General features: G+C 31.5%; 20 protein-coding genes and 1 tRNA gene. 12 read left to right on the top strand and 9 right to left on the bottom strand.

Translation table 11 applies throughout. The features are described 5' to 3' along the window. Positions 1-90: 90 nt before the first annotated feature. The 3 genes from thiS to SOI86_RS04205 are packed head-to-tail and all read right to left on the bottom strand — an operon-like array spanning position 91 to position 2,276. Complete coding sequence (gene thiS / locus SOI86_RS04215) at positions 91-300, bottom strand: sulfur carrier protein ThiS (protein ID WP_320682350.1); 210 nt, start codon at positions 298-300, stop codon at positions 91-93. After that, positions 290-1,345 carry a thiamine phosphate synthase gene (locus SOI86_RS04210; RefSeq protein ID WP_320682349.1) on the bottom strand — a complete coding sequence of 352 codons (1,056 nt, stop codon included), beginning with the start codon at positions 1,343-1,345 and terminating at the stop codon, positions 290-292. Before SOI86_RS04210 ends, thiS begins: the two co-directional genes overlap by 11 nt. 7 nt (positions 1,346-1,352) lie before the next feature. Further along, entirely contained in the window at positions 1,353-2,276 is a 924-nt protein-coding gene (locus SOI86_RS04205) for a bifunctional riboflavin kinase/FAD synthetase (RefSeq protein ID WP_320682348.1), read from the bottom strand. A 68-nt stretch (positions 2,277-2,344) separates the two neighbouring features. On the opposite strand from SOI86_RS04205, the gene SOI86_RS04200 reads away from it, so the two are divergent. After that, on the top strand, positions 2,345-2,878 hold the full coding sequence (locus SOI86_RS04200) for a DUF3611 family protein (protein WP_320682347.1): 534 nt from the start codon (positions 2,345-2,347) through the stop codon (positions 2,876-2,878). Here SOI86_RS04200 and surE read toward each other — a convergent pair. After that, the gene (gene surE / locus SOI86_RS04195; RefSeq protein ID WP_320682346.1) at positions 2,858-3,667 is read right to left on the bottom strand and encodes a 5'/3'-nucleotidase SurE; all 810 of its coding nucleotides are present in this window, start codon (positions 3,665-3,667) and stop codon (positions 2,858-2,860) included. The genes SOI86_RS04200 and surE overlap by 21 nt on opposite strands. Positions 3,668-3,735: 68 nt before the next feature. On the opposite strand from surE, the gene pheS reads away from it, so the two are divergent. Both pheS and SOI86_RS04185 read left to right on the top strand, forming a co-directional pair. After that, positions 3,736-4,743: a phenylalanine--tRNA ligase subunit alpha gene (gene pheS, locus SOI86_RS04190; RefSeq protein WP_320682345.1), complete on the top strand. Its 1,008-nt coding sequence runs from the start codon at positions 3,736-3,738 to the stop codon at positions 4,741-4,743. Positions 4,744-4,813: 70 nt separating this feature from the next. Next, positions 4,814-5,722, top strand: a complete 909-nt coding sequence (locus tag SOI86_RS04185) for an NAD(+) kinase (RefSeq protein WP_320682344.1) — start codon at positions 4,814-4,816, stop codon at positions 5,720-5,722. Between the two features lie 13 nt (positions 5,723-5,735). Here the strand turns inward: SOI86_RS04185 and cbiT are convergent, their stop codons facing one another. Beyond that, a complete protein-coding gene (gene cbiT / locus SOI86_RS04180; protein ID WP_320682343.1) occupies positions 5,736-7,007 on the bottom strand; it encodes a precorrin-6Y C5,15-methyltransferase (decarboxylating) subunit CbiT in 1,272 nt (423 codons plus the stop codon). A gap of 88 nt (positions 7,008-7,095) precedes the next feature. Here cbiT and SOI86_RS04175 point away from each other — a divergent pair, with 88 nt between their 5' ends. From SOI86_RS04175 to lexA, 6 genes are all read left to right on the top strand, one after another. Then, positions 7,096-7,347, top strand: coding sequence for a hypothetical protein (locus SOI86_RS04175; RefSeq protein WP_320682342.1), 252 nt, complete (start codon positions 7,096-7,098; stop codon positions 7,345-7,347). Next, positions 7,322-7,822 carry a DUF3122 domain-containing protein gene (locus tag SOI86_RS04170; RefSeq protein ID WP_320682341.1) on the top strand — a complete coding sequence of 167 codons (501 nt, stop codon included), beginning with the start codon at positions 7,322-7,324 and terminating at the stop codon, positions 7,820-7,822. Before SOI86_RS04175 ends, SOI86_RS04170 begins: the two co-directional genes overlap by 26 nt. A gap of 15 nt (positions 7,823-7,837) precedes the next feature. Next, complete coding sequence (gene ribD, locus SOI86_RS04165) at positions 7,838-8,932, top strand: bifunctional diaminohydroxyphosphoribosylaminopyrimidine deaminase/5-amino-6-(5-phosphoribosylamino)uracil reductase RibD (RefSeq protein ID WP_320682340.1); 1,095 nt, start codon at positions 7,838-7,840, stop codon at positions 8,930-8,932. Between the two features lie 114 nt (positions 8,933-9,046). Then, positions 9,047-10,909 (top strand): ATP-dependent zinc metalloprotease FtsH, encoded by a 1,863-nt coding sequence (ftsH, locus tag SOI86_RS04160; RefSeq protein ID WP_320682339.1) that lies wholly within the window; start codon positions 9,047-9,049, stop codon positions 10,907-10,909. Between the two features lie 27 nt (positions 10,910-10,936). Then, entirely contained in the window at positions 10,937-11,863 is a 927-nt protein-coding gene (argF, locus tag SOI86_RS04155; RefSeq protein ID WP_320682338.1) for an ornithine carbamoyltransferase, read from the top strand. Between the two features lie 57 nt (positions 11,864-11,920). After that, positions 11,921-12,538 carry a transcriptional repressor LexA gene (lexA, locus tag SOI86_RS04150; protein ID WP_320682337.1) on the top strand — a complete coding sequence of 206 codons (618 nt, stop codon included), beginning with the start codon at positions 11,921-11,923 and terminating at the stop codon, positions 12,536-12,538. On the opposite strand, the gene SOI86_RS04145 is transcribed toward lexA, so the two are convergent. The 3 genes from SOI86_RS04145 to SOI86_RS04135 all read right to left on the bottom strand — a co-directional run bounded on the left by SOI86_RS04145 (position 12,539) and on the right by SOI86_RS04135 (position 15,818). Continuing rightward, positions 12,539-14,287 carry an FAD-dependent oxidoreductase gene (locus SOI86_RS04145; protein ID WP_320682336.1) on the bottom strand — a complete coding sequence of 583 codons (1,749 nt, stop codon included), beginning with the start codon at positions 14,285-14,287 and terminating at the stop codon, positions 12,539-12,541. 124 nt (positions 14,288-14,411) lie between these two features. After that, positions 14,412-15,569, bottom strand: a complete 1,158-nt coding sequence (locus SOI86_RS04140) for a hypothetical protein (RefSeq protein WP_320682335.1) — start codon at positions 15,567-15,569, stop codon at positions 14,412-14,414. 176 nt (positions 15,570-15,745) lie between these two features. Then, a tRNA-Ala gene (locus SOI86_RS04135) sits at positions 15,746-15,818 on the bottom strand. Positions 15,819-16,250: 432 nt separating this feature from the next. Here SOI86_RS04135 and SOI86_RS04130 point away from each other — a divergent pair. From SOI86_RS04130 to SOI86_RS04120, 3 genes are all read left to right on the top strand, one after another. Beyond that, the gene (locus SOI86_RS04130; RefSeq protein WP_320682334.1) at positions 16,251-18,230 is read left to right on the top strand and encodes an acyltransferase family protein; all 1,980 of its coding nucleotides are present in this window, start codon (positions 16,251-16,253) and stop codon (positions 18,228-18,230) included. A gap of 182 nt (positions 18,231-18,412) precedes the next feature. Beyond that, positions 18,413-19,129 carry a class I SAM-dependent methyltransferase gene (locus tag SOI86_RS04125; protein WP_320682333.1) on the top strand — a complete coding sequence of 239 codons (717 nt, stop codon included), beginning with the start codon at positions 18,413-18,415 and terminating at the stop codon, positions 19,127-19,129. Positions 19,130-19,588: 459 nt separating this feature from the next. Next, a complete protein-coding gene (locus tag SOI86_RS04120) occupies positions 19,589-20,500 on the top strand; it encodes a class I SAM-dependent methyltransferase (protein ID WP_320682332.1) in 912 nt (303 codons plus the stop codon). A 68-nt stretch (positions 20,501-20,568) separates the two neighbouring features. Here the strand turns inward: SOI86_RS04120 and SOI86_RS04115 are convergent, their stop codons facing one another. Beyond that, the gene (locus SOI86_RS04115) at positions 20,569-21,276 is read right to left on the bottom strand and encodes a methyltransferase domain-containing protein (protein ID WP_320682331.1); all 708 of its coding nucleotides are present in this window, start codon (positions 21,274-21,276) and stop codon (positions 20,569-20,571) included. Between the last annotated feature and the right edge of the window lie 95 nt (positions 21,277-21,371).

Raw genomic sequence — 21,371 nt, 5'->3', positions numbered from 1 at the left:
TATAAAACGAAAACAGGAAAAAATTGGTTATTGTTTCAAGTCTAAACTTAAAAAATTATGAAGATTTTTAATATGCAAAAATTTTATCTTTTAACCACCACCAACTATTGAAACGATTTCTAAATTATCACCATCTTTAAGTTTCACTTTTCCCCATTTAATTGAATTAATAATTAAATTATTTAACTCTACGACAATTGTGTTGGGTTTGTATCCCATTAAATTTAGAGCTGTAGATAGTAGAGCATTTTCTTGATCAAGTTCTATTTTTTTTTCTTCTCCATTTACTTTAATTTTCATGAGACAATTCTTTTAGAATCATAATAGCGTCTTCTTTAGGATCTTCAGAATTCATTAATTGCGAAACTAAGGCAACTTTTTTTAACCCATTTCTTTTTAAATATGAAATATTATTTGACTTAATTCCTCCGATAGCAAACCAAGGAATATGTAAATCTTTTGTTAAAGTTTTGATATTGTCAATACCTATAGGTTTTTTGTCCTTTTTTGTTGCAGTTTCAAATACTGGTCCTATCCCTATGTAATCACACCCCCCCTTTAGAGCATTAGAAATATCAATTTCATTATTTGCGGTTATACCAATAATTTTTGAGTATCCTAATAATTTTCTTGCGGTTTTTAAGTCTAAATCATCTTGCCCGAGATGAATACCATCTGCGTTTGATGCTAGAGCTATATCAAGTCTGTCGTTAACGATAAACAATGAATTATATCTTTTACATAAATTTTTAATCTGAATTGCCTCTTGTAGATGGTCTTTATCAGTTCCCGTTTTAAATCTATGTTGAATAATTCTTACTCCTGCGATTAAAATCTCTTCTATTATTTCTAATAAGTTTTCCCTTTGATCTGTTATTACATATAAGTCATTTTTTTTTAATATTTCCTCCGACTTCTTACACTTGCTTAAACTTAATAAGTCGATTTCTATAGTATAAATTTCATATCTAATTTCCGAAGCGATTTTTGAAAGCTCATGATTATTTAGCCTTGAGAATTCTTCTATGACTCTTAATGCTTCTTGAACTCTGCCTGAATTAGAACTTATAATTTGCTCGGAGGTTTTTCTGTTGATTTGCTCTTGATGAATCAATCCTTTGCATTTGTCCTCAACATGATTTCTAGATTGTTTATAAACTTCTAAATGATTTTTTCCTAAAATTTGTCTAAAATTTTTAATCTTTTCAACATATTTTTCTTTGCCTAGACCAAATCTAGCCCAATCCTCTAGTACTCTTAATCCTTCTCTAGCTCTGTCTAAATTAGCATCAATAATTTGATAAATTCTTAAATCTTCAGCGTTTGTAGTATTGGAATTTAGCATTTGTAACTTATTTTTTGTTGTTTTTAAAAATTTTTAGGGCATTATCTCTATCTTTTTTAATTTGATTAGAAAGTTGATCTATATTATTGAACTGGATTTGAGGTCTAAGCTTTTCAACTGGTTCTACAGATAGATTTAAACCATATAGATCGATATCTTTATTAATTAAATGAACTTCAACCGCAGATGGCAATAAAGGATTTATTGTTGGTTGAGCTCCAAGATTCATAATAGATTCAATTTTTTGGTTGGAATTTTCTATAGTTGACCAAGCTGCGTAGACTCCTTCTCCAGGTAAAAATTTTCTGCCATCTATTTCAAGATTGGCGGTGGGCCATCCTATATTTTTACCAATACCTTTACCTTTAACAACCTTTCCATTAAAACTATATGGCCTATTAAGAATTTTGAAAGCATTTTTCAGATCACTTTTTTGTAATAAATCTCTTATTCTACTGCTGCTGATTCTACCTTCTTGGTCTTCTAAAATTGGAGTGACTTTTAGTTTTATATCCGTACCTTTAATCATATTTTTTATAGTATTTATATCTCCACTTCTCCTGAAACCAAATTTAAAATTAGCACCAACAAAAATGTTTTTTGCTTGTAATTGATTTATCAAAATATCACCTACAAAGCTTTCTGCGCTTAGTTTAGATAGTTCCTTATCAAAAGGAATCAGAACTAATTGTTCAATCCCGAGATCTTCAAGAATAGGTAGTTTTTCATCCGGGAGATCAAGTCTTAGGCGTGTTTCTTTATATAGAACTTCTCTGGGGTGAGGCCAGAAGCTAGCAATTGTGGGGGTGTATTGATTTTCTTCTACAACACTTTTTATTAATTTTCTGTGGCCAGCATGTAGGCCATCAAAACTTCCAATAGCTATTGAAGTAGGGTTCTTAACTTCAGATGGCGATATTAAAGAGATCAAAAGATTACGTGCAATTTTATGATTTTGATGGCAAATTTGAATAGATTATAGTTTATTCAATCAAATGAATGTCTGACAAAATTGATTTTCAGTCGCTTTCATTTGGAATGCGGCGCATAGGATGGATACGCTTTTGGACTCAATCCATTTTAGGTGTTGTTGTAGCAGCTGTTTTGCTTTTTTCAAATGTTGTAAATAATAGCGAAGGTCAGCTTGGATTAACGCCTGGACTATCACTTACAACAATATCCTTGATCTTACTACTTTTTAGCCTTTGGCAAGGTTGGTTAATAGTTAGAACTGGTAGAGCGATTTCAAGCAATGCAAGACCCTCAAGAGGTCAAACAAGTAAATTAATAAAAAGGGGTTTAGTAGTTGATTTGTTGGGGATTTTGTTTGGATTAATTGGATATCAAGCACTGATGGGGGCCTTATTTATACAGGCATCCTCTCAAACAACTGGACAATTAATAACAGCAAAATCTGATATCCCAATTACTGGGCTTGAGATTTTATCGGTGCTAAGTAATACACAAGTTATTGCTGCTCACTTTTTTGGACTTTGCTTTTCTTTATGGCTTTTAAGAAGGATTTACAAATGAATTATTGATTTTAGGCAAAAACTCTAAACCACCTCTCCAAAATAAATCTGGTTCGACAGGTGTAAGTGATATTTTATTTTCTTGTATTTGAGATACGTCACTTGGCCAATTCTTTGGACCATAACCTTTTGATTTAAGATCTAAAACAACCTCACCTGCTAACCAATAATAAACATCGCCCCTTGGATCTTCACGTTTAGAAAATTGATTTTTATATTTTCTGATTGATAATCTTGTCCACGCTAATTCTTTTATTTTAGTTTTCTCACAGGGCGGGATATTAAGATTTAAGAGTAGTGAAGGCGGCCAACTATCTTTAATTGCTTGTTCGGCGATATTTATTGCAATTTCTCCAGCAAATTCAAAATTCTTCCATTTAAAACTCGCAACACTTATTGCCATAGAGGGTACATTCTCTAAAGTCCCTTCCATTGCTGCAGCAACTGTGCCTGAACAAAAAATATCTGTCCCTAAATTTGGTCCGTGATTTATCCCAGAGAGGATTAAGTCAGGTTTATTTTCTAATAATTCAGAAAGTGCTAATTTGACGCAATCAGCGGGGGTGCCAGAACATCCCCAAGCTTCAATCCCTTCTCCAAATAATTCGTCCGCTCTTTCCACTCTTAGTGGAGATTGCAAAGTAAGACCATGACCAGTCGCTGATCTTTCTTGGTCAGGACATACAACTGTTACCTTATGTCCTCTTTTTTGTGCTGATTTTGCTAAAGCTCTTATCCCCTCTGCAAAAACACCATCATCATTACTAATTAATATATTTAAAGGTTCCATTAATTAATACATTTTATTTATGGACGATCTTTAAGTAAAATAAAGAAATACTTATTTTTACTATATCAGTGAGTGAAATTGAATCATTAAGTCAAATTGAGGAAAAATTAAATAATCTTTCTCTTACAGCAAAAAATAATATAGATAAAGCTAATACTCATCAAGAACTGGATCAATTGAGAGTTTCCCTACTAGGAAAAAAAGGCGATCTGTCAATTATTTTGAAAACAATGAGTCAATTATCTGCTACTGATAGACCAGTTGTTGGCCAGAAGGCAAATGTAATCAAGATAAATTTGCAAGACTCAATCATTGAGAGAAAAAATCAGTTAAATAGTGAAGCCTTAGATCAAAAGATTAAAAACGAAAAAATTGATGTAACTATTCCTTCAACTGGAACCCCCCCTGGGAATAAACATCCCTTAATTTCAACCCAAGATGAGATCATAGATATTTTTTGTGGATTGGGATACTCAGTTGAAAGTGGTCCTGAAATAGAAACTGATTTTTATAATTTTGAGTCTCTCAATATACCTAAAAATCATCCTGCAAGAGATATGCAGGATACTTTCTATTTAGATGAAAATCGACTTTTGAGGACCCATACTTCTCCTGTTCAGATAAGATACTTGGAAAATAATCCACCCCCTGTAAGAATTATTGCCCCAGGTCGAGTTTATAGGAGGGATGCTGTAGATGCTACACACTCGCCTGTATTTAATCAGGTTGAGGTTTTATGTATCGATCAAGATATTAATTTTAGTCACCTAAGAGGAACGGTTCTTACTTTTCTAAAGACCTTTTTCGGAGATATTCCTGTAAGGTTTAGAGCTAGTTATTTCCCATTTACGGAGCCTTCTGCAGAAGTAGATGTTCAATGGAAAGGTAAATGGCTAGAAGTAATGGGATGCGGAATGGTAGATCCTAAGGTTTTAGAAAAATTAGGAATAGATTCTGAGAAATGGACTGGGTTCGCCGCTGGATTAGGAGTTGAAAGATTTTGTATGGTTAGACATCAAATTGATGATATCAGAAAATTTTATACAAATGATCTTAGATTTTTAGAGCAGTTCTAATAGAATTGAATTTTTAAATTAGGTTTGTATAACAAATTAGTTTAAAATAGTCATAGCTTTGATTTTTTGATTGGTACGTAAAGCAGGACTTATAGTTAATGATGGTAAAGAACTGGCAGTTTGTACTGCAAGTTCTGTACAGGAAAAATTGGAAAAATCCAATTATGAGGTCGTAAGAGTCAGTAGCTCTGGTGGGATGGTGGGATTTGCCAATCCTGATCAACATGTTCGTCCACTAGGATATTCGAATTGCGTTCCTGAGGGGTTTGACTCATCAATGGAATTTGCAATTGTTCTTGGTGGAGATGGAACTGTGCTTTCTGCAGCAAGACAAACGGCACCAGCAAAAATCCCAATCCTCACAATAAATACTGGGCATTTAGGATTTCTCGCAGAGGCTTATTTATCTAACTTAAATGAAGCTATTGATAAACTTATTATTGGAAATTGGGATATTGAGGAAAGAACTTGCTTTATAGTTAGTGTAATGAGGAATGATCAGAGGAGATGGGAGTCTCTTTGTCTTAATGAGATGGCACTACATAGAGAACCTCTCACAAGTATGTGTCATTTTGAAATTTCTATAGGGCGTCATGCTCCTGTTGATATTTCAGCTGATGGAGTGATTTTATCTACTCCAACTGGCTCTACTGCATATTCTCTAAGTGCTGGAGGACCAGTTATTACACCAGATTGCCCAGTTGTGCAATTAACTCCAATTGCTCCCCACTCATTGGCATCGAGGGCACTGGTTTTTAATGATTCAGAGCCAGTAACTGTTTTCCCAGCAACTCCTGAAAGATTAGTAATGGTTGTTGATGGAAATGCTGGTTGTTATATTTGGCCTGAAGATAGAGTTTTGATAAGAAAAAGTAAACACTCAGTAAAGTTTGTAAGACTTGAAGATCATGAATTTTTCCAGGTTTTAAGAAATAAACTTGGTTGGGGATTACCCCACGTGGCAAAACCCAACAAATAACATCTACTCAAATTTATTTTTTCCCTTTTAATACAAAAACAGGATTATTTGGTTCTAATCTAATTCCCTCTGCGATAGTTAAGCTTTTGTAAGTCTGAATTAAATTTAAAGATGTTTTAAAATTATTATCTTCTAACGTTCCTTTCAATACTTCTATCGTTTGAATATCTATTATTGGAATGATGATAATATCTCCAATACTCATATAATCGGATAGTTTATGAATAATTTGAAGTTTAGTTTTTTTATTACATCCTCCAATTACTAATCTATTAGGTTTTTCAAAAGAACTAAAATTCCTCGTGTTTAAGGTATTATTTATGTCTTCCTCAAAAATAAATTTTGGTTTAACTCCCAGTCTTTTTGAGTTTTCTAGTATTAATGCTTTTGATCCAATTCTTTTATCAATACAAAATAAATCTAAATTAGGTCTTAGTTTTAATGCCTCTAAACCTATTGATCCACAACCTGCTCCTACATCCCAAATAACACCATTATTTGGAAGCTCTAGATCAGCTAATATTTGAACACGTACCTCCCTTTTAGTTAATAAATTTGGTCTATCTTCAAAAGTTTTAAAAACAATGTCACTAATTCCGAAAAGGGGGAGATTATTAGTGGGTTTTTTCTTTGTTTTTGTTAGTACAGCAATGTTTAAACTCGATATGTTAGTGGGTAATGACTTTTTAAGATTTAGTTTCCTTATATTTTCAGTGTCAAAACCTATTTCTTCACAAAGCCAAAAATCATAAAAGTCAATCAGATTTAATTCTGACAAGTTATTTTGGATTATTTCTAAACTTTTTTTATTTGAATCTGTAATAACGGCAAGATTTGAGGGCTTAGTTTTAAGAGCCTCAATTAACTTGGTTGAATCTCTGCCGTGAATACTCACATTAATAGTGTCTTGCCATGGGATCTTTAACTTACTAAATGCCAATTGTATGCAAGTAATTGAGGGGTAGAATCTTAGCTCATCTTTTGAAAAGTTTTCTAGGAGTATTCTCCCAATCCCAAACCAAAGAGGATCTCCTCTTGAAATTAAAATTACATCAGTTTTTTGAAATCTAAGCCAGTTAATTAGTTCATTATTACTTTTGCTTGCAAAGAATGATTTCTTTTGTTCAGAATTATTTTTGCTCCATAATTTAATTTTTTCGAAATATGAATTAGGAGCTGCAATATTAACTGTTTCTATAAATAAATTTTGTAATTTTAAAGGTAAATCTTTAAATTCAAATGAATTAATCCCTATTACATGTATTATTCTTTTTATTTCAGTCATAGATATTTAAATGGGAAGAGCCTAACTAATTTATTTGAATGTTTTATTAAATTATCCTATTATTGTTCGAGTTATCATAATAAATTAATTGTCAGAAAGGAGAAAGAGATTACATGATTTATTGTTAACTCTAATTAATAAAGATAGTGAGTTTGAGTTGATTGAAGAAGATTCTAGCGATTTAACATCTAGCTATTCTGCAAAAGACACTTTAAATTTATCTCGAGTTATAGAAAAAAATCGTAAAATAATTAGAAGATATCAAGCTATTGTTAGAACTGCAGTAACTTTAGATGCCCTTATGGATTCAGAAAATGAAGAAAATTACAAAATCAAATAAAAATATTTTTTTAACAGTTATCTTACCTTTGCTGTTACTAACATCTTTAATTTTTAGCCCATTAAAAGTTTATGCAGAAATTGCAGATACAGAAATTAATGGGGAATTGATAAATGCTAGTGGTGAGTTTTTAAGGGACTTGGACTTTGAAACTTGGCAGTTAGTCGCTTATAAATCTCCTCTTTTTGAAGATAAATTAATTTTAAGGGTAATAGGATATCCTGGGAATCTTAGGATTGACCACCCCGCTGGATTAAGGGTTGAATCTGGAAGAAAACAGTGGTTATTGGAAGATAAAACATTACTTAATCTAGAATTAGCAAACGACGGTAGACAAGCTGCTGCAGAATTTGATCTTAATGAGCTTATCCAAAATATTGATAAAAATAGACCATTGAGATTATCTTTGCCAGGTGTTTTCTCAGAGTTACCTGTTCCTCCTTTCGTGGTTAAAGAATGGAGATCACTAATTTGATTATTAATAAACGAGATGCCTGAAAAGAATGTCGCCCATACACAATGGATGAAAAGAGCGATTTTATTAGCTTCGTTAGGTAAAAATACGACGAGTCCTAATCCTAAGGTTGGAGCAGTAATACTTGATAAAAATGGGAACCTTATTTCAGAAGGATTTCATTACAGGGCAGGGATGCCTCATGCCGAGGCAATGGCCTTTAATAATTTAAAAAAAGATCCTCAAGGTGGGTCAATGTATGTAAATCTTGAACCTTGCTGTCACCAAGGTAAAACACCTCCATGTGTTGATAAGGTAATATCCTCAGGAATAAGAGAGGTATTTATCTCTATTCAAGATCCTGATAAAAGAGTCTCTGGTAAAGGTATTAAACTGCTCAAAGAAGCTGGAATTCAAGTTCACTTAGGATTATGTGAAAAAGAATCCCTAGAATTAAATAATGCTTTTTTTTATAGGAATATTACTAAAAAGGCCTTTGGTGTTTTTAAATGGGCAATGAGTATTGATGGAAGAATAGCTTTAGAAAATGGCAAAAGTAAATGGATTACTAGTGAAGAATCAAGGTCTTTAGTACACTCTTTTAGAGCAGAATTTGATGCAATAATAATTGGTGGAAACACATTAAGAAAAGATAACCCTATTTTGACTACTAGAGGTTTAAAGCATCCTGAGCCTTTGCGAGTTATTTTTACAAAAAGTTTAGATCTCCCTTCAAAATCTAATCTCTGGGATTGTACTCAGGCAAAAACTATAGTTATTTATGATTCTTCCACAGCAAATGAAAACTATCTCAAAAGGATTCCCAAATGCGTGGAGATTGAAAAGGTATCATCAGATGATCCAGAGTTGATTTCAAAAATACTAGCTAAAAGAGGATGTAATAAAGTTTTGTGGGAATGTGGCCCTAGATTGGCCACCGCCGCTATTAAATCAAATTGTATTCAAGAAATTATTACTTTTATTGCTCCAAAAATTTTAGGAGGAAAAAGTAGTATGAGTCCCTTTGGAGATTTAGAGTTTAGAGAAATGAATGAAATTATTAAATTAAGCGATTCTCAGATTAGATTGATTGGCAATGATATATGTGTTAAAAGTGCCTTAAAAAATTAATTTTCACTAATACTGTATATGGGTTAAAGTACCGTACGGTTCTTACCCAAAAAAAATAATACAGATACGGAATCATTTCGTTTAGTTTATAATGAATTCAAATCGAACATAACTATGCCGATAAGACAAGACGATAATCAACCCAATAGAAAATTTGGAATCGTAAATATCATTTTGATAGGAGTTGGATCATTGCTTCTATTTAGTAGTCTTTTCCCAAATCAAAATATGCAGATACCAAGGGTGCCATACTCACTCTTTATTGACCAAGTAAATGATGGGGAAGTAAAAAGAGCATATATTACGCAAGAACAAATAAGGTATGAATTAAACGGTGCAGAAGAGGGAGCTCCTTCGGTATTGGCTACAACCCCAATTTTTGATATGGACCTTCCTCAAAGGTTAGAAAGTAAAGGGGTTGAATTCGCTGCTGCTCCCCCTAAAAAGCCTAATTTCTTTTCAACCATTTTGAGCTGGGTAGTTCCTCCTTTGATTTTCATTCTTGTTTTACAATTCTTTGCTAGAAGAAGTATGGGAGGCGGAGGTGCTCAAGGAGCTCTTAGTTTTACTAAAAGTAAAGCTAAAGTTTATGTACCCGATGACGAATCAAAAGTGACCTTTGCGGATGTAGCTGGAGTTGATGAAGCTAAGGACGAACTGACAGAAATAGTTGATTTTTTAAAAAAACCAGAAAGATATACTGATATAGGAGCTCGAATACCTAAAGGTGTTCTTCTTGTAGGACCGCCAGGGACAGGAAAAACTCTTCTTTCTAAGGCTGTTGCGGGTGAAGCAGAAGTTCCTTTTTTCATTATTTCAGGTTCTGAATTTGTTGAACTTTTTGTTGGTGCTGGAGCAGCAAGAGTTAGGGATTTATTTGAACAAGCCAAGAAAAAAGCTCCCTGTATTATTTTTATTGATGAATTAGATGCTATAGGTAAAAGCCGTTCAGGATCAATGGGAGTAGTTGGTGGTAATGATGAAAGAGAACAAACTTTAAATCAGCTCCTTACCGAAATGGATGGATTCGCATCAACTGATAAGCCAGTTATAGTGCTTGCTGCTACTAACCAGCCCGAAGTTCTTGACGCGGCACTTTTAAGGCCAGGAAGATTTGATAGACAAGTATTAGTCGACAGACCAGATTTATCAGGCAGGAAAACTATATTAGAGATCTATACAAAAAAAGTAAAACTTGCAGATTCAATAGACTTAGATACTATTGCACAAGCTACTAGTGGATTCGCAGGTGCTGATTTGGCTAACATGGTAAATGAAGCTGCTTTACTTGCGGCCAGAGCAAAAAGAAAAAGTGTTGAACAACAAGACTTAAGTGAAGCGATAGAAAGAGTTGTTGCTGGTTTGGAAAAGAAAAGTCGTGTTTTGCAAGATGATGAAAAGAAAGTAGTCGCCTATCACGAAGTCGGTCATGCAATAGTTGGCCATCTTATGCCTGGCGGCTCAAAAGTTGCAAAGATTTCAATTGTACCTAGAGGTATGAGTGCACTTGGTTATACTCTTCAATTGCCAACAGAAGAAAGATTTTTGAACTCTAAAGAGGAATTAAAAGGTCAAATTGCTACACTCCTTGGAGGAAGATCTGCAGAAGAGGTTGTCTTTGGCAAGATTACTACCGGAGCTTCAAATGATTTACAAAGAGCAACCGACATAGCGGAACAAATGGTTGGTACCTTTGGGATGAGTGATATTCTTGGACCACTTGCATACGATAAACAAGGTGGAGGTCAGTTTTTAGGTAATGGAAATAATCCTAGAAGATCTGTAAGTGATGCTACTGCTCAGGCAATCGACAAAGAGGTTAGAGATTTAGTTGATGATGCTCATGAAACTGCACTTAATATTTTGAGGAATAATTTACCTCTTCTTGAATCTATTTCTCAAAAAATTCTCCAAGAAGAAGTTATAGAAGGGGAGGACCTTAAAACTCTTTTGGCAGAAAGTAAAATGCCTGCATAGTACAATTTAGGTTTTCATAAAAGTCAGATGCTAAATCCCACCAAGCTTGCAAGTAAAAATTTTTTATCAAGCTTGGATATTTCAGTTGAAGAGCTTTTTCATATCTTAGAGATCGCTAAAAATTTTAAAAATCAAGATTTCACTATCGAGCTGAAAAATAAAGTTCTAGGATTAATTTTTGATAAGTCCTCTACTCGTACGAGGGTCAGTTTTCAGGTGGCAATGTCAAGACTTGGGGGCACAACAATTGATCTAAATCCAACTACTTCCCAAATTGGAAGGGGCGAGCCAATTAGGGATACAGCAAGAGTGTTAAGTAGATATTGCGATGTTCTTGCGATCAGAACGTTTAAACAATCTGATTTGGAAGAGTATGCGAAATGGTCTTCCAAGCCAGTTATCAACGCCCTTACAGATTTAGAGCATCCTTGCCAAGCATTGGCAGATTTCATGACGATTAAAGAGGAATTTATTGATTTTGAAAATGTTGTTTTAACGTTTATAGGCGATGGTAATAACGTAGCTAACTCTCTCATTTTGTTTGGAGCTTTATTAGGAATTGAAGTTAGAATTGCATGCCCTAAAGGTTATGAACCAAATAATTTGCTAATCAATAGAGCCCTAAAAATATATAAGAATAAAAGTTTATTAAAAATCACTAATGATCCTGTCACTGCAGTACAAGGGGCAAATGTGTTATATACAGATGTTTGGTCATCTATGGGGGAAGAAAATCAACAACAAGAGAAAGATAAAGACTTTCTTGGATTTACGATTGATAAGAATTTAGTACTAAATGCTGACAAAGATGCAATTATTCTTCATTGTCTGCCTGCCTATAGAGATAAAGAAATAACTGATGAAGTAATTGAAAGTAAAAAAAGTAGAATCTTTGAACAAGCAGAAAATAGAATGCATGCTCAACAAGCACTTCTGTCATGCCTTCTTTTATGAAAAGATTGCCATTTGCCTTTCAAAGAGGTACAAATGTATTAGAGTACAAATGTTTTTATGCCAACTTTTGAAGGGAATAATCTTACTGATGCCCAGAATGAGCTTTATACATGGATTAAGAACTATATGAGGGACTTTCAACATAGTCCTTCGATTAGGCAAATGATGCAAGCTATGGGTCTTAAATCTCCTGCTCCAATACAAAGTCGTTTAAAACATTTACAAGAAAAAGGATACATATCATGGCAAGAAGGTAAAGCTAGAACTATGCAAATAGTAGAAGAAATCACTGGGGTAGTTCCAATTATGGGTTCCGTTGCTGCAGGAGGTTTAATTGAAACTTATTCTGATATTAATGAAAATTTGGATTTATCTGATGTTCTACAAAAAAAGGATGTTTTCGCCTTAACAGTAAATGGAGATTCAATGATAGATGCTTTTATCGCTCATGGAGATATGGTTTTGATGGAACCTATCAAAGATTCTTATTCGCTTAGAAATGGGATGATTGTCAGTGCGATGGTTCCAGGGCTTGGTACGACCTTAAAATATTTTATAAAAAAAGGACAAAAAATTTACTTAGAAGCGGCTAATCCAGCTTATGAACCCATAGAGTTAAATTTAAACGAAGTTGTGTTTCAGGGTAAATTATTAGCAGTATGGAGAAAAGTCTAATTACTCAAGCAATTTATGCTTAATGTCTTCATCTCTTTTTGCATTTACAATAATTGTTTTTAAGTTCCCCTTTAACTCTTTTAGAGGTAATTTAGAAATTCTTAAATTACTATTTTTATCCATACTAACTAAACAATTAAATTGACATAAAGGGTCAAGTTTTGGGAAATCACTTCTTTGGTGAGCTCCTCTACTTTCATTTCTTTTGAGTGCTGAAATTATTGTCGCTTTTGCGCTTAATAAAGAAGATTGCAAATCAAAAATCAAACTTAGATCTTCGCAATTATATTTATCTATTCTTATATCAATATTATTTAATTTGTTTTTGATTATTTCAATTTTTGACAGCCCTTCTAAAAGTGAAGTTTCGCTTTTAATGACACCACAATACTTCCACATTATTAACCGTAATTCGTGTTGCAGAGGCCTGACTAGTTCATCTCCATTTTTAATAAACTTATTAATGTTTTCATGAGCAAGGCTAATAGTTTCATTAGATCTTAACTGTCGATCTATTTTGTTTGAATATTTTGAAGATGCGTTACCAGCACGTTTTCCAAAAATAAGTATTTCTGCCAAAGAATTTCCACCTAAACGATTAGCTCCATGAAGTCCTCCTGCTACCTCTCCCGCGGCAAAAAGGCCATCTACAGAAGTAGATAAATCCTCAGGATTAACTAAGATTCCACCCATAGAATAGTGCGCAGTAGGAGCAACTTCCATTGGAGATTTTGATATATCAAGCATTTGAGCTTCAAGAAATTGTCTATATATACTTGGTAGTTTCTCAATAATGAAATCTTTACTTTTATGGCTAATATCAAGAAAAACAGCTCCATTCTTTGTTCCTCGGCCTTCAATTATTTCTGTATAGTTAGCAATTGCTACTTTATCTCTAGTAGATAATTCCATTCTTTGGGGATCATAATTTTTCATAAATCTTTCCCCTTTATTATTAATTAACATTCCACCCTCACCTCTTACAGCTTCAGTAACTAAAGTGCCTTCAATTTCTTCAGGTAACACCATCCCAGAGGGATGGAACTGTACCATTTCCATATCTATTAATTGACATCCTGCTTTAAGAGCTAAATAATATCCATCCCCAGTATTTTCATTTTTTCTAGATGAACTTTTTTTCCATAATCTTGTATGTCCCCCTGTACATAAAATAACTGCATCAGCCAAGTGGACAGTTCTCTCTGAAGAAGACATATTAAAGGACATTGCTCCAAAACAAGTATTTTCTTTAATTAGTAATTCTGTGACATATTGATTATCATAAATTGGGATATGTAACTCATCCGCTTTTTTTAAAAGTGTTTTTAAAATCGATAATCCAGTAAAATCACCTGAATAACAAGTTCTACGATATTTATGGGCTCCAAAAAATCTTTGATCAAGTTCACCGTTTTTTAATTTTGCGAAATCTGCTCCCCATTTATCTATCTCTTTAACTAAACAAGGGGATTCTTTAGCCATTATTTGAACCTTCAAAGGATCCCCTATGCCATAACCTTCTAAGTAAGTATCAATAAAATGTTGTTCCCATGAGTCTGCTTTATCTAAATTACCTAAAGCAGCATTAATGCCGCCTGCAGCTAAAACGGTATGAGCATCAGTCTTTGGTCTTTTCCCAAGAATACATACATCAAGACCAGATTTTTTGATTTCAATAGCTGATCTTAAACCAGCCCCTCCACAACCAATAACAAGAACATTTGTGATTTGAGTAAGATGATTGTTCACAGCAAATTGCTTTCAAAATTAATTTTCTAATTCTAACTTTTCTAAGAAAATTAAGAAATAAATGATTTCTCTTCAAAATTTAAGGCGCAAAATAAAGAAGACTCACAAAACAAAGATTATTGGATTAAGAATCAAGACTATCTATTTTGAGATATATCAATTCTGATATTTTCTTATAACCCTCTATAGACAAATGCCTTCCTTCAGGTGCAAAGTTAGATTGATTATCTTTATTTATAACAGTTGTACCATCAATAAAAGGGATAGCTAAGTTTTTGGAAATTTCTTCTAATGTTGTTTTATATTTTATAGATAAAGGATGTGGATCATAAAAATCATTATTGGGAATATAACCAACAAAAGGCTTACAAGGATTACTGCAAATTTCTGCTAATAATTTAATAGTATTAATAGAAGGATTATCTTGGGCAACATTTGTTTTTAAAGCAGCCCTTGTAATTCTAATAGGATATAAGGTTAAAATTGATGAATATAATGATAATTTACTCATTGGATTCTCTTTTTTGATTTGAATTCTTGAAATGATTGCCTCTTGAGAGTCGTGCGGGTAATTATTTTTTATAAAGCTTTTAAAACTATCTTTGTACTTATTAGTAGGATTAATGCCTGACGTTATTGAGGACTTTACTATTGAATTAACTGAATTAAGTAATGATTCCTTCTTACGGTTTATTAAAATATTGTCATTAGCAAAAAATAGAATAATTACAATATTTTGATGGGTTGAATTTTTAATAATAGGTTTGACTATAGATTTGAGAGAAGCCATATATTCATAGGGAGTATTACCTCCCATACCAAGATTTAAAGTATTTTCTCCCGTTAAGTTTTCTATGTTAGATGTTATTGTTGAATTTTTTGGTACGCATTGCCCTTGAACAAGAGAATCACCAATTATGAAAATGTTCTTATTTTGATTAATCTTTGACCATTTTTTATCAGAATTTCTAAGACCAAACCTATCAGATCTATATGTAATCAAACCATAACCTTCGTCACACATGTAGGAAGAAGTATATGGATAACTTCCAATTGGATAAATATCTATGCTTTTATTAAGAGATAATAAATTAGTTGGGTAATAAGTAGGATAATATCCTGATTTTACAGCTAAGATTTTTTTTAAAACTACTTCTTTTTTGAAATTGTTAGTAGGGTAAATTGCTTGTAATTTTTGCTGAAAACTATAAAGGAATAGAGGAATATAAATTAATACTAATAATAAGCCTATATTCCAATAGAACACTTTCATATTTTTCATTAGCAAATTCCTCTAATCTTTTAAAGCATTATCTAATGAAATCGAAGGATTAGAGAAAAATAGTAAGTGCATTTTAGGATGAGGAATTATTTAAACAATCTTGGACAATTACGTAAAAAAGTTATGTTATTACTAAACGCCGTCTGAAAACTCTTGGTATGAAAGAAAAAGTTAAGTGGAGCCATGCGGATTTGAACCGCAGACCCCCTGCATGCCATGCAGGTGCTCTACCAGCTGAGCTATGGCCCCAAATCTCCAAACGTCAGTCATAACAATCAATCTAAAGATTCCTTTCGTAACGTCCTTAATTCCTATAGTACTTTATATCGTTTGATTATTGAAATAGGCACCCTAAAATTCACCTAGAGATTTACAAGTTGTAGCATGGTTTCTGGAGCTATTCTAAAGCAATTAATGATTTAAATCTTAAAGTTGAAACCGAATCAAAATTAATGACTTACTGTGATTTCTTCAAGAACGTAGCTGATACAAAATAGATTGCAAAATATCTTAAGTCTGGTTCATCCATTAATATTTGTAGTGTTGACTTGGTGCGTAGATTTTGAACAAAATACTGAAACTATCAAATCCAAAAGAATTTTGAAATGAAAGAAGTATTTTTTTACAGTTATATTTACTTCTAGTTTGAATAGTATATTTATTAAAGATTATTTAAATTAATTGAGAGACTCTAATATAAAAAATATAACAATCAGTAAAAAAAAATATAGACCAGAGATCGAAGGTATTAGAGCTTTTGCAGTCATTTGTGTTATTTTGAATCACTTTAATAAAGATCTCCTCCCAAACGGATATTTAGGAGTTGATATATTTTTTGTAATATCAGGATATGTAATTACAACCTCAATATCAGGGAAATTAAGTAAAAACATAGGCGATTTCTTGAGCGATTTTTACTCAAGAAGACTTAAAAGAATCACTCCTGCACTAACAGTATTTTTAGTAGTTGCCGTAATAGGGGTATGCTTATTTTGTCCTCAACCATCTGTTTATTTGAAAACTGCTTTAGGTGCTTCATTTGGACTTTCTAATATATATCTTTATCAAAACGCAACTGATTATTTTTCATCAGGAACTGAGTTGAATCCATTTACTCAGACTTGGTCACTTGGCATAGAAGAACAATTTTACTTTATTTACCCACTTTTAGCTTGGTTTTCAGGATTTTCTAGAAATGTAAAAAAAGGTAATAGAAACTTTATGATTTTATTATCTTCAATGGGAATCCTCTCACTTTTGTCCTTTATTTATCTTTATGGTAATAATCAGCCAGCGGCATATTTTCTTATAACAAGTCGTTTCTGGGAAATTGCTGCGGGCTGTCTAATTTTCTTAGGTTCCAAAAATAATAATCACATTCAAATTATATTAAAGAGAATTCCTTCTTTATTAATATTCCTGCTTATTATTTTGATAATGTTTATTCCAGCGCAAAATTCTGGTTTACCCAACATTGCTGCGGTTTTATTAACGGTAGTTTTTATCGCTTCTTTACAGGAGAAAAACTATTTATACAAATTACTTACAAATAAGAAGGTAATGTATATAGGATTAATTTCATACTCTTTATACCTTTGGCATTGGGGAATTCTTAGTTTAAGCAAGTGGACTATTGGTGTTTCAAGTAAAAATATATTTCCAATTTTACTTTTAATAATTTTAATTAGTGTACTATCTCATAAATTTGTTGAATTACCTTTTAGAAAAATCACACTAAGAAAAACAGTATCTATCTTTCTTGGAATAATTTTAATGTTAATTTCTGCAGGAATAAGCTTTGTATTTGGTAGAAATTTTTTGAAAAAGATTTATTTAGGGAAGAACATACAAGCTAATTCGGAAAGCAAAATTAGTAATTATTGTAGTTCAATTTCTTCATCATTTCGTAATTTAATTATTCTGGGAGATAGTCATGCATATAAGTTGTATAAAGCTTTATTAGAATGTGATTCCAGAAAACAAATACGTTTGGCATATGTAGATAGAACTGCCTATCCAAGAGTAAATTATTCAAATCCTTATCTAATCAGTAAGGAGCAAAATAACAGAAATAATAATATTTTGACTGAAAAGGTTTTTTCAGAATTGAATTCAACAAGAAATAAATCAAAAATGCAAAATATAATAATTTCAATGAGAACCCCTATTTATTTTTATCCAAGTTATTCAGCGGATGGACTATTATTTCCAAATGTTTTTTGGAATGAAGATTATTCAAAGATCATAAAAAACGAAGAGGTTATCGCATCTTGGATAGCTAAATTAATTAAATTTGCAAAAGAAAATTCTAAAAATAACATTTATATTTTACTTCCACCGCCAGAAATAAATACTAAAAGTAATCCCATATCAATTTGTACAAAAGAATGGTTTAGATCAAGAATTCCCAGCTTCTGTTATGAGGGTATATCTATGGTAGAAGCAAAAAAGACAAGAAATTTCTTTTACAAGGAGTTGATGAAATATTCAGATTTAACTTCTAACGTTTTTGTATATGATAGTTTTAATGATTTTTGTAATGAGAAGCTTAAAAAATGTGAAGTACAATCATTAGGAAAAAATATTTATATGGATAGTAATCACTTATCTAAGGAAGGATACTCATTAATAATAAAAAATCTTTTTCAAAAACTTAAATAAATTACGACTTTAAAATTTTTTATAAGATAAAAGTATAGTATTTAGGTTAATATAAAAAATATTTTAAATTTACAAAAGGATATAGCATTAAGTTAAATTTAAAAATATTTCTTTAACCATAATTTTTAAGATTGATTTAACAACCATAGAATTAGAATGCTAATTAATAGAGGTGATTAACTTTGTACAAAAAACATATTTGGACCGACGAACAAATAAAAATTTTTTGGAATTATGAATCAAGATTTCCTGAAAATTATTGGTCTCGTAATTTTGGGAAAGATCTCATAAAAAAATATTCTAGATATTTAAAAGATGCAAAAATAATTTTAGATCTTGGATGTGGTGATGGTGGATTGATTGAATCAATTCTTGAAGTAGCCAACAATAATTTTAAAAACTCCTCAATATACGGCGTAGATACTTCTGACAAATCAATTAAAAAAATAAATAAAACTTTTACAAACCATCCTCTTTTTTCTAAAGCAGTTTTGGCTAGTAATAAAATAGAGATGAAGAAAATTCAAAATGAAGTAGATTTTATTTTCTGTTGCGAAGTTATAGAACATTTATATGATAAAAATTTATCAAAACTTTTAAAATCTGCAAAGAATCTATTATCTGAGAAAGGTTTAATACTTTTTACAACACCTAATAATGAAGATCTTACTAAAGGTCTTATTTGCAACCCTATTAATGGGACCCTATTCCATAGATGGCAACACGTTCGTTCGTGGAATCGGGATACGCTGACTAAAAAATTAACTCAATTCGGGTTCAAGGTAATACATATAAATGAAACTAATACATGGTGGTGGGCAAAGTTTCCTAAAAATTTATTTAACAGATGGAGGTATAGAGATAAAGGAAGTTTATTTGTATTAGCAACTAAACAATAGGATATAGGATATTAAACTTACTTTTTATTATTTAAGATTGACTATCTTTAGAATTTAATTTAATCCAAAAAAAAGCTTTTAAAGCAGTGTTTTCTTTTAATTGCATAGTAAAAAATAAAAAAATTCAAAAAATAAATAATTACGGTATTTTTATCTCTGCGAGCTAATAAACTAAGACAATTGCAAAAATCCAGCTATAGTTTTGTAGTGATCTGCATGGCAAGCATTGGTAGAGAAGTTCCAATCTCCTTGGCTCCCCTTTTTCCCTTATTCATAGTGATAAATTAGTGAGATTCTCTCGTCTCCATTTATTAGATTGATATTTTTTTATAGTTGAAGATTTAGCTAAATCTCGCAAAAGTTCACGCAAAGGCATTATTAATCTTCATAATAAACTAATGCATATCATTAATTAAATATACTTTAAAAATGAGTATTCAATAAATTACGTATATAAGCATGAAGAGAACTAAAACTCTAATAAAAGTAAGATGTGAAATTTGTGATTCCTTGAATTTTGAAAAAGTAACAGATATGAGGCATTCTCTTATTGGCGAATTATCAATGCCAATTGCAATTTGCAAAACATGTGGACATGTAACTGTATGGCCTCGCCTATCTGATGAAGATTATAAAACTGTTAATGAGATTTGGTATCCAAAAAAATTTCAAAAAGATCCTATAGATTTAAAAGATGAAAACTACAAATTTAAAAAATGGAGAAAGATGTGGGAAAGAATAGAACCCTTTTTTCTTCAAAGAAAATCATTGAGACTTTTAGATATTGGGGCTGGTCAAGGATGGGGCACCGAATTCCTTCAGCAGAAGTTTGAAAATATTGAAGCAACTGCAATAGAACAATGGAAGCCATCACAAGAATTTTTAAAAAATAAACTTGGTGCTGAAGTAATAGATAAAGATATAGATGAAAACTGGAATAAATTTCTTAATAAGAAATATGATTTAATAATTTTTAGACATACTTTAGAACATGTAAAAAGACCAGTATTTGTTCTTGAACAAATTCAGAAAAGCTTAGCAAAAGGAGGTTTAGCTTATATAGTAGTGCCTAATGTTGAAAATATTGATAAGCCCATAAGAACGGATTATTTTAGACCAGTTCATTTACATTACTTCTCCCCAGATACGTTTATTTCCTTACTATCAAAGTGCGGTCTATCTCCTATAGCAAATGGTTTTGAAAATGAGATATGGGGGTTATTTGAATCTCAAGAAAAGAAATTCATAAAAGTTTCAAATTATTTAAAACAAAAGAAATTAATCAATAAAGCTTTAAGAAAATATAAATTAATTGATGAGTATAATATTCTTAAAATAAGATTAAAAAATCTATTCAAGAAAATTGTATAATTTGAAAATAATAGTTAAAAAATTTTAAAATTATATTTCTAATTTTATAAAATTTAATTATCAAAAAATTATTTAATTGCTAGAAATCCCTCAAAGCATAGATATTTTTGAATTGTTATTATGTCCTTAAATCCTGCACGTTTCATTAAATCATAATTTGCTTCTGAAGAAAATGGTTCCAATATTCGTTTCAAACTTTGTGATTTTGATATTATTTCATCAGCTGTAAAATTATTTTTTAACTTAAATTCTTGATATAGTTGTGAAAAATAATCTTGAAATCTAGCATCTGATGCCCTGACTTTTTCAAAAATAACTAAAGCACCGCCCCAATTTAATGAATTAAATATTTTATTAAATAAGAATTGCCTTATTGAAGGTGATATAAACTGTAATGTGTAGTAGGCAGTTATGAAGTTAGTAGGCTCAAGATTATATGAAACTATATCTTCTGTTAAATAATTTATGTTCTCAGATGAATTTATTTTAATTGCTTCTTCTATCATTTTTTCTTCTATGTCTATACCTATTACTTCGACATTACGAGATTTATGTCTATCTGCAATTAGTTTTGTAAGAGAACCTGTTGAACAACCTAAATCGTATACTTTCTGATTTTCACCCACAAAGAAGTCACTAAACTCTGCAACTAGTTGTTGTCCTTCTAAATATAAGGGTACAGAATTCAAAATGTGCTCTCCAAAAGTTTTGGGTACATTTCCAGAAAACGACCAGCTTGCATTATTTGCAAAAATTTTTTGTCCAGTATCACTCATCCTATTTAGGTCAAGTATTTTTATAATACGTAATTGCTTTTGATTAATCAATTCTTAAAGTAAAATGAACTGAAGTGCTCAAGAAATGTTACTTT

The organism is Prochlorococcus sp. MIT 1314, from assembly GCF_034093315.1.
Taxonomy (GTDB): domain Bacteria; phylum Cyanobacteriota; class Cyanobacteriia; order PCC-6307; family Cyanobiaceae; genus Prochlorococcus_A; species Prochlorococcus_A marinus_Y.
This window is presented reverse-complemented; position numbering and strand designations above follow the sequence as displayed.

What these genes read in the sequence shown, in the direction of transcription:
- thiS (WP_320682350.1), bottom strand. Translation starts at nt 300, where the DNA reads ATGAAAATTAAAGTAAATGGAGAAGAAAAAAAAATAGAACTTGATCAA.
- SOI86_RS04210 (WP_320682349.1), bottom strand. Translation starts at nt 1,345, where the DNA reads ATGCTAAATTCCAATACTACAAACGCTGAAGATTTAAGAATTTATCAA.
- SOI86_RS04200 (WP_320682347.1), top strand. Translation starts at nt 2,345, where the DNA reads ATGTCTGACAAAATTGATTTTCAGTCGCTTTCATTTGGAATGCGGCGC.
- surE (WP_320682346.1), bottom strand. Translation starts at nt 3,667, where the DNA reads ATGGAACCTTTAAATATATTAATTAGTAATGATGATGGTGTTTTTGCA.
- cbiT (WP_320682343.1), bottom strand. Translation starts at nt 7,007, where the DNA reads ATGACTGAAATAAAAAGAATAATACATGTAATAGGGATTAATTCATTT.
- SOI86_RS04170 (WP_320682341.1), top strand. Translation starts at nt 7,322, where the DNA reads ATGAAGAAAATTACAAAATCAAATAAAAATATTTTTTTAACAGTTATC.
- ribD (WP_320682340.1), top strand. Translation starts at nt 7,838, where the DNA reads ATGCCTGAAAAGAATGTCGCCCATACACAATGGATGAAAAGAGCGATT.
- ftsH (WP_320682339.1), top strand. Translation starts at nt 9,047, where the DNA reads ATGCCGATAAGACAAGACGATAATCAACCCAATAGAAAATTTGGAATC.
- argF (WP_320682338.1), top strand. Translation starts at nt 10,937, where the DNA reads ATGCTAAATCCCACCAAGCTTGCAAGTAAAAATTTTTTATCAAGCTTG.
- lexA (WP_320682337.1), top strand. Translation starts at nt 11,921, where the DNA reads ATGCCAACTTTTGAAGGGAATAATCTTACTGATGCCCAGAATGAGCTT.
- SOI86_RS04140 (WP_320682335.1), bottom strand. Translation starts at nt 15,569, where the DNA reads ATGAAAAATATGAAAGTGTTCTATTGGAATATAGGCTTATTATTAGTA.
- SOI86_RS04120 (WP_320682332.1), top strand. Translation starts at nt 19,589, where the DNA reads ATGAAGAGAACTAAAACTCTAATAAAAGTAAGATGTGAAATTTGTGAT.
- SOI86_RS04115 (WP_320682331.1), bottom strand. Translation starts at nt 21,276, where the DNA reads ATGAGTGATACTGGACAAAAAATTTTTGCAAATAATGCAAGCTGGTCG.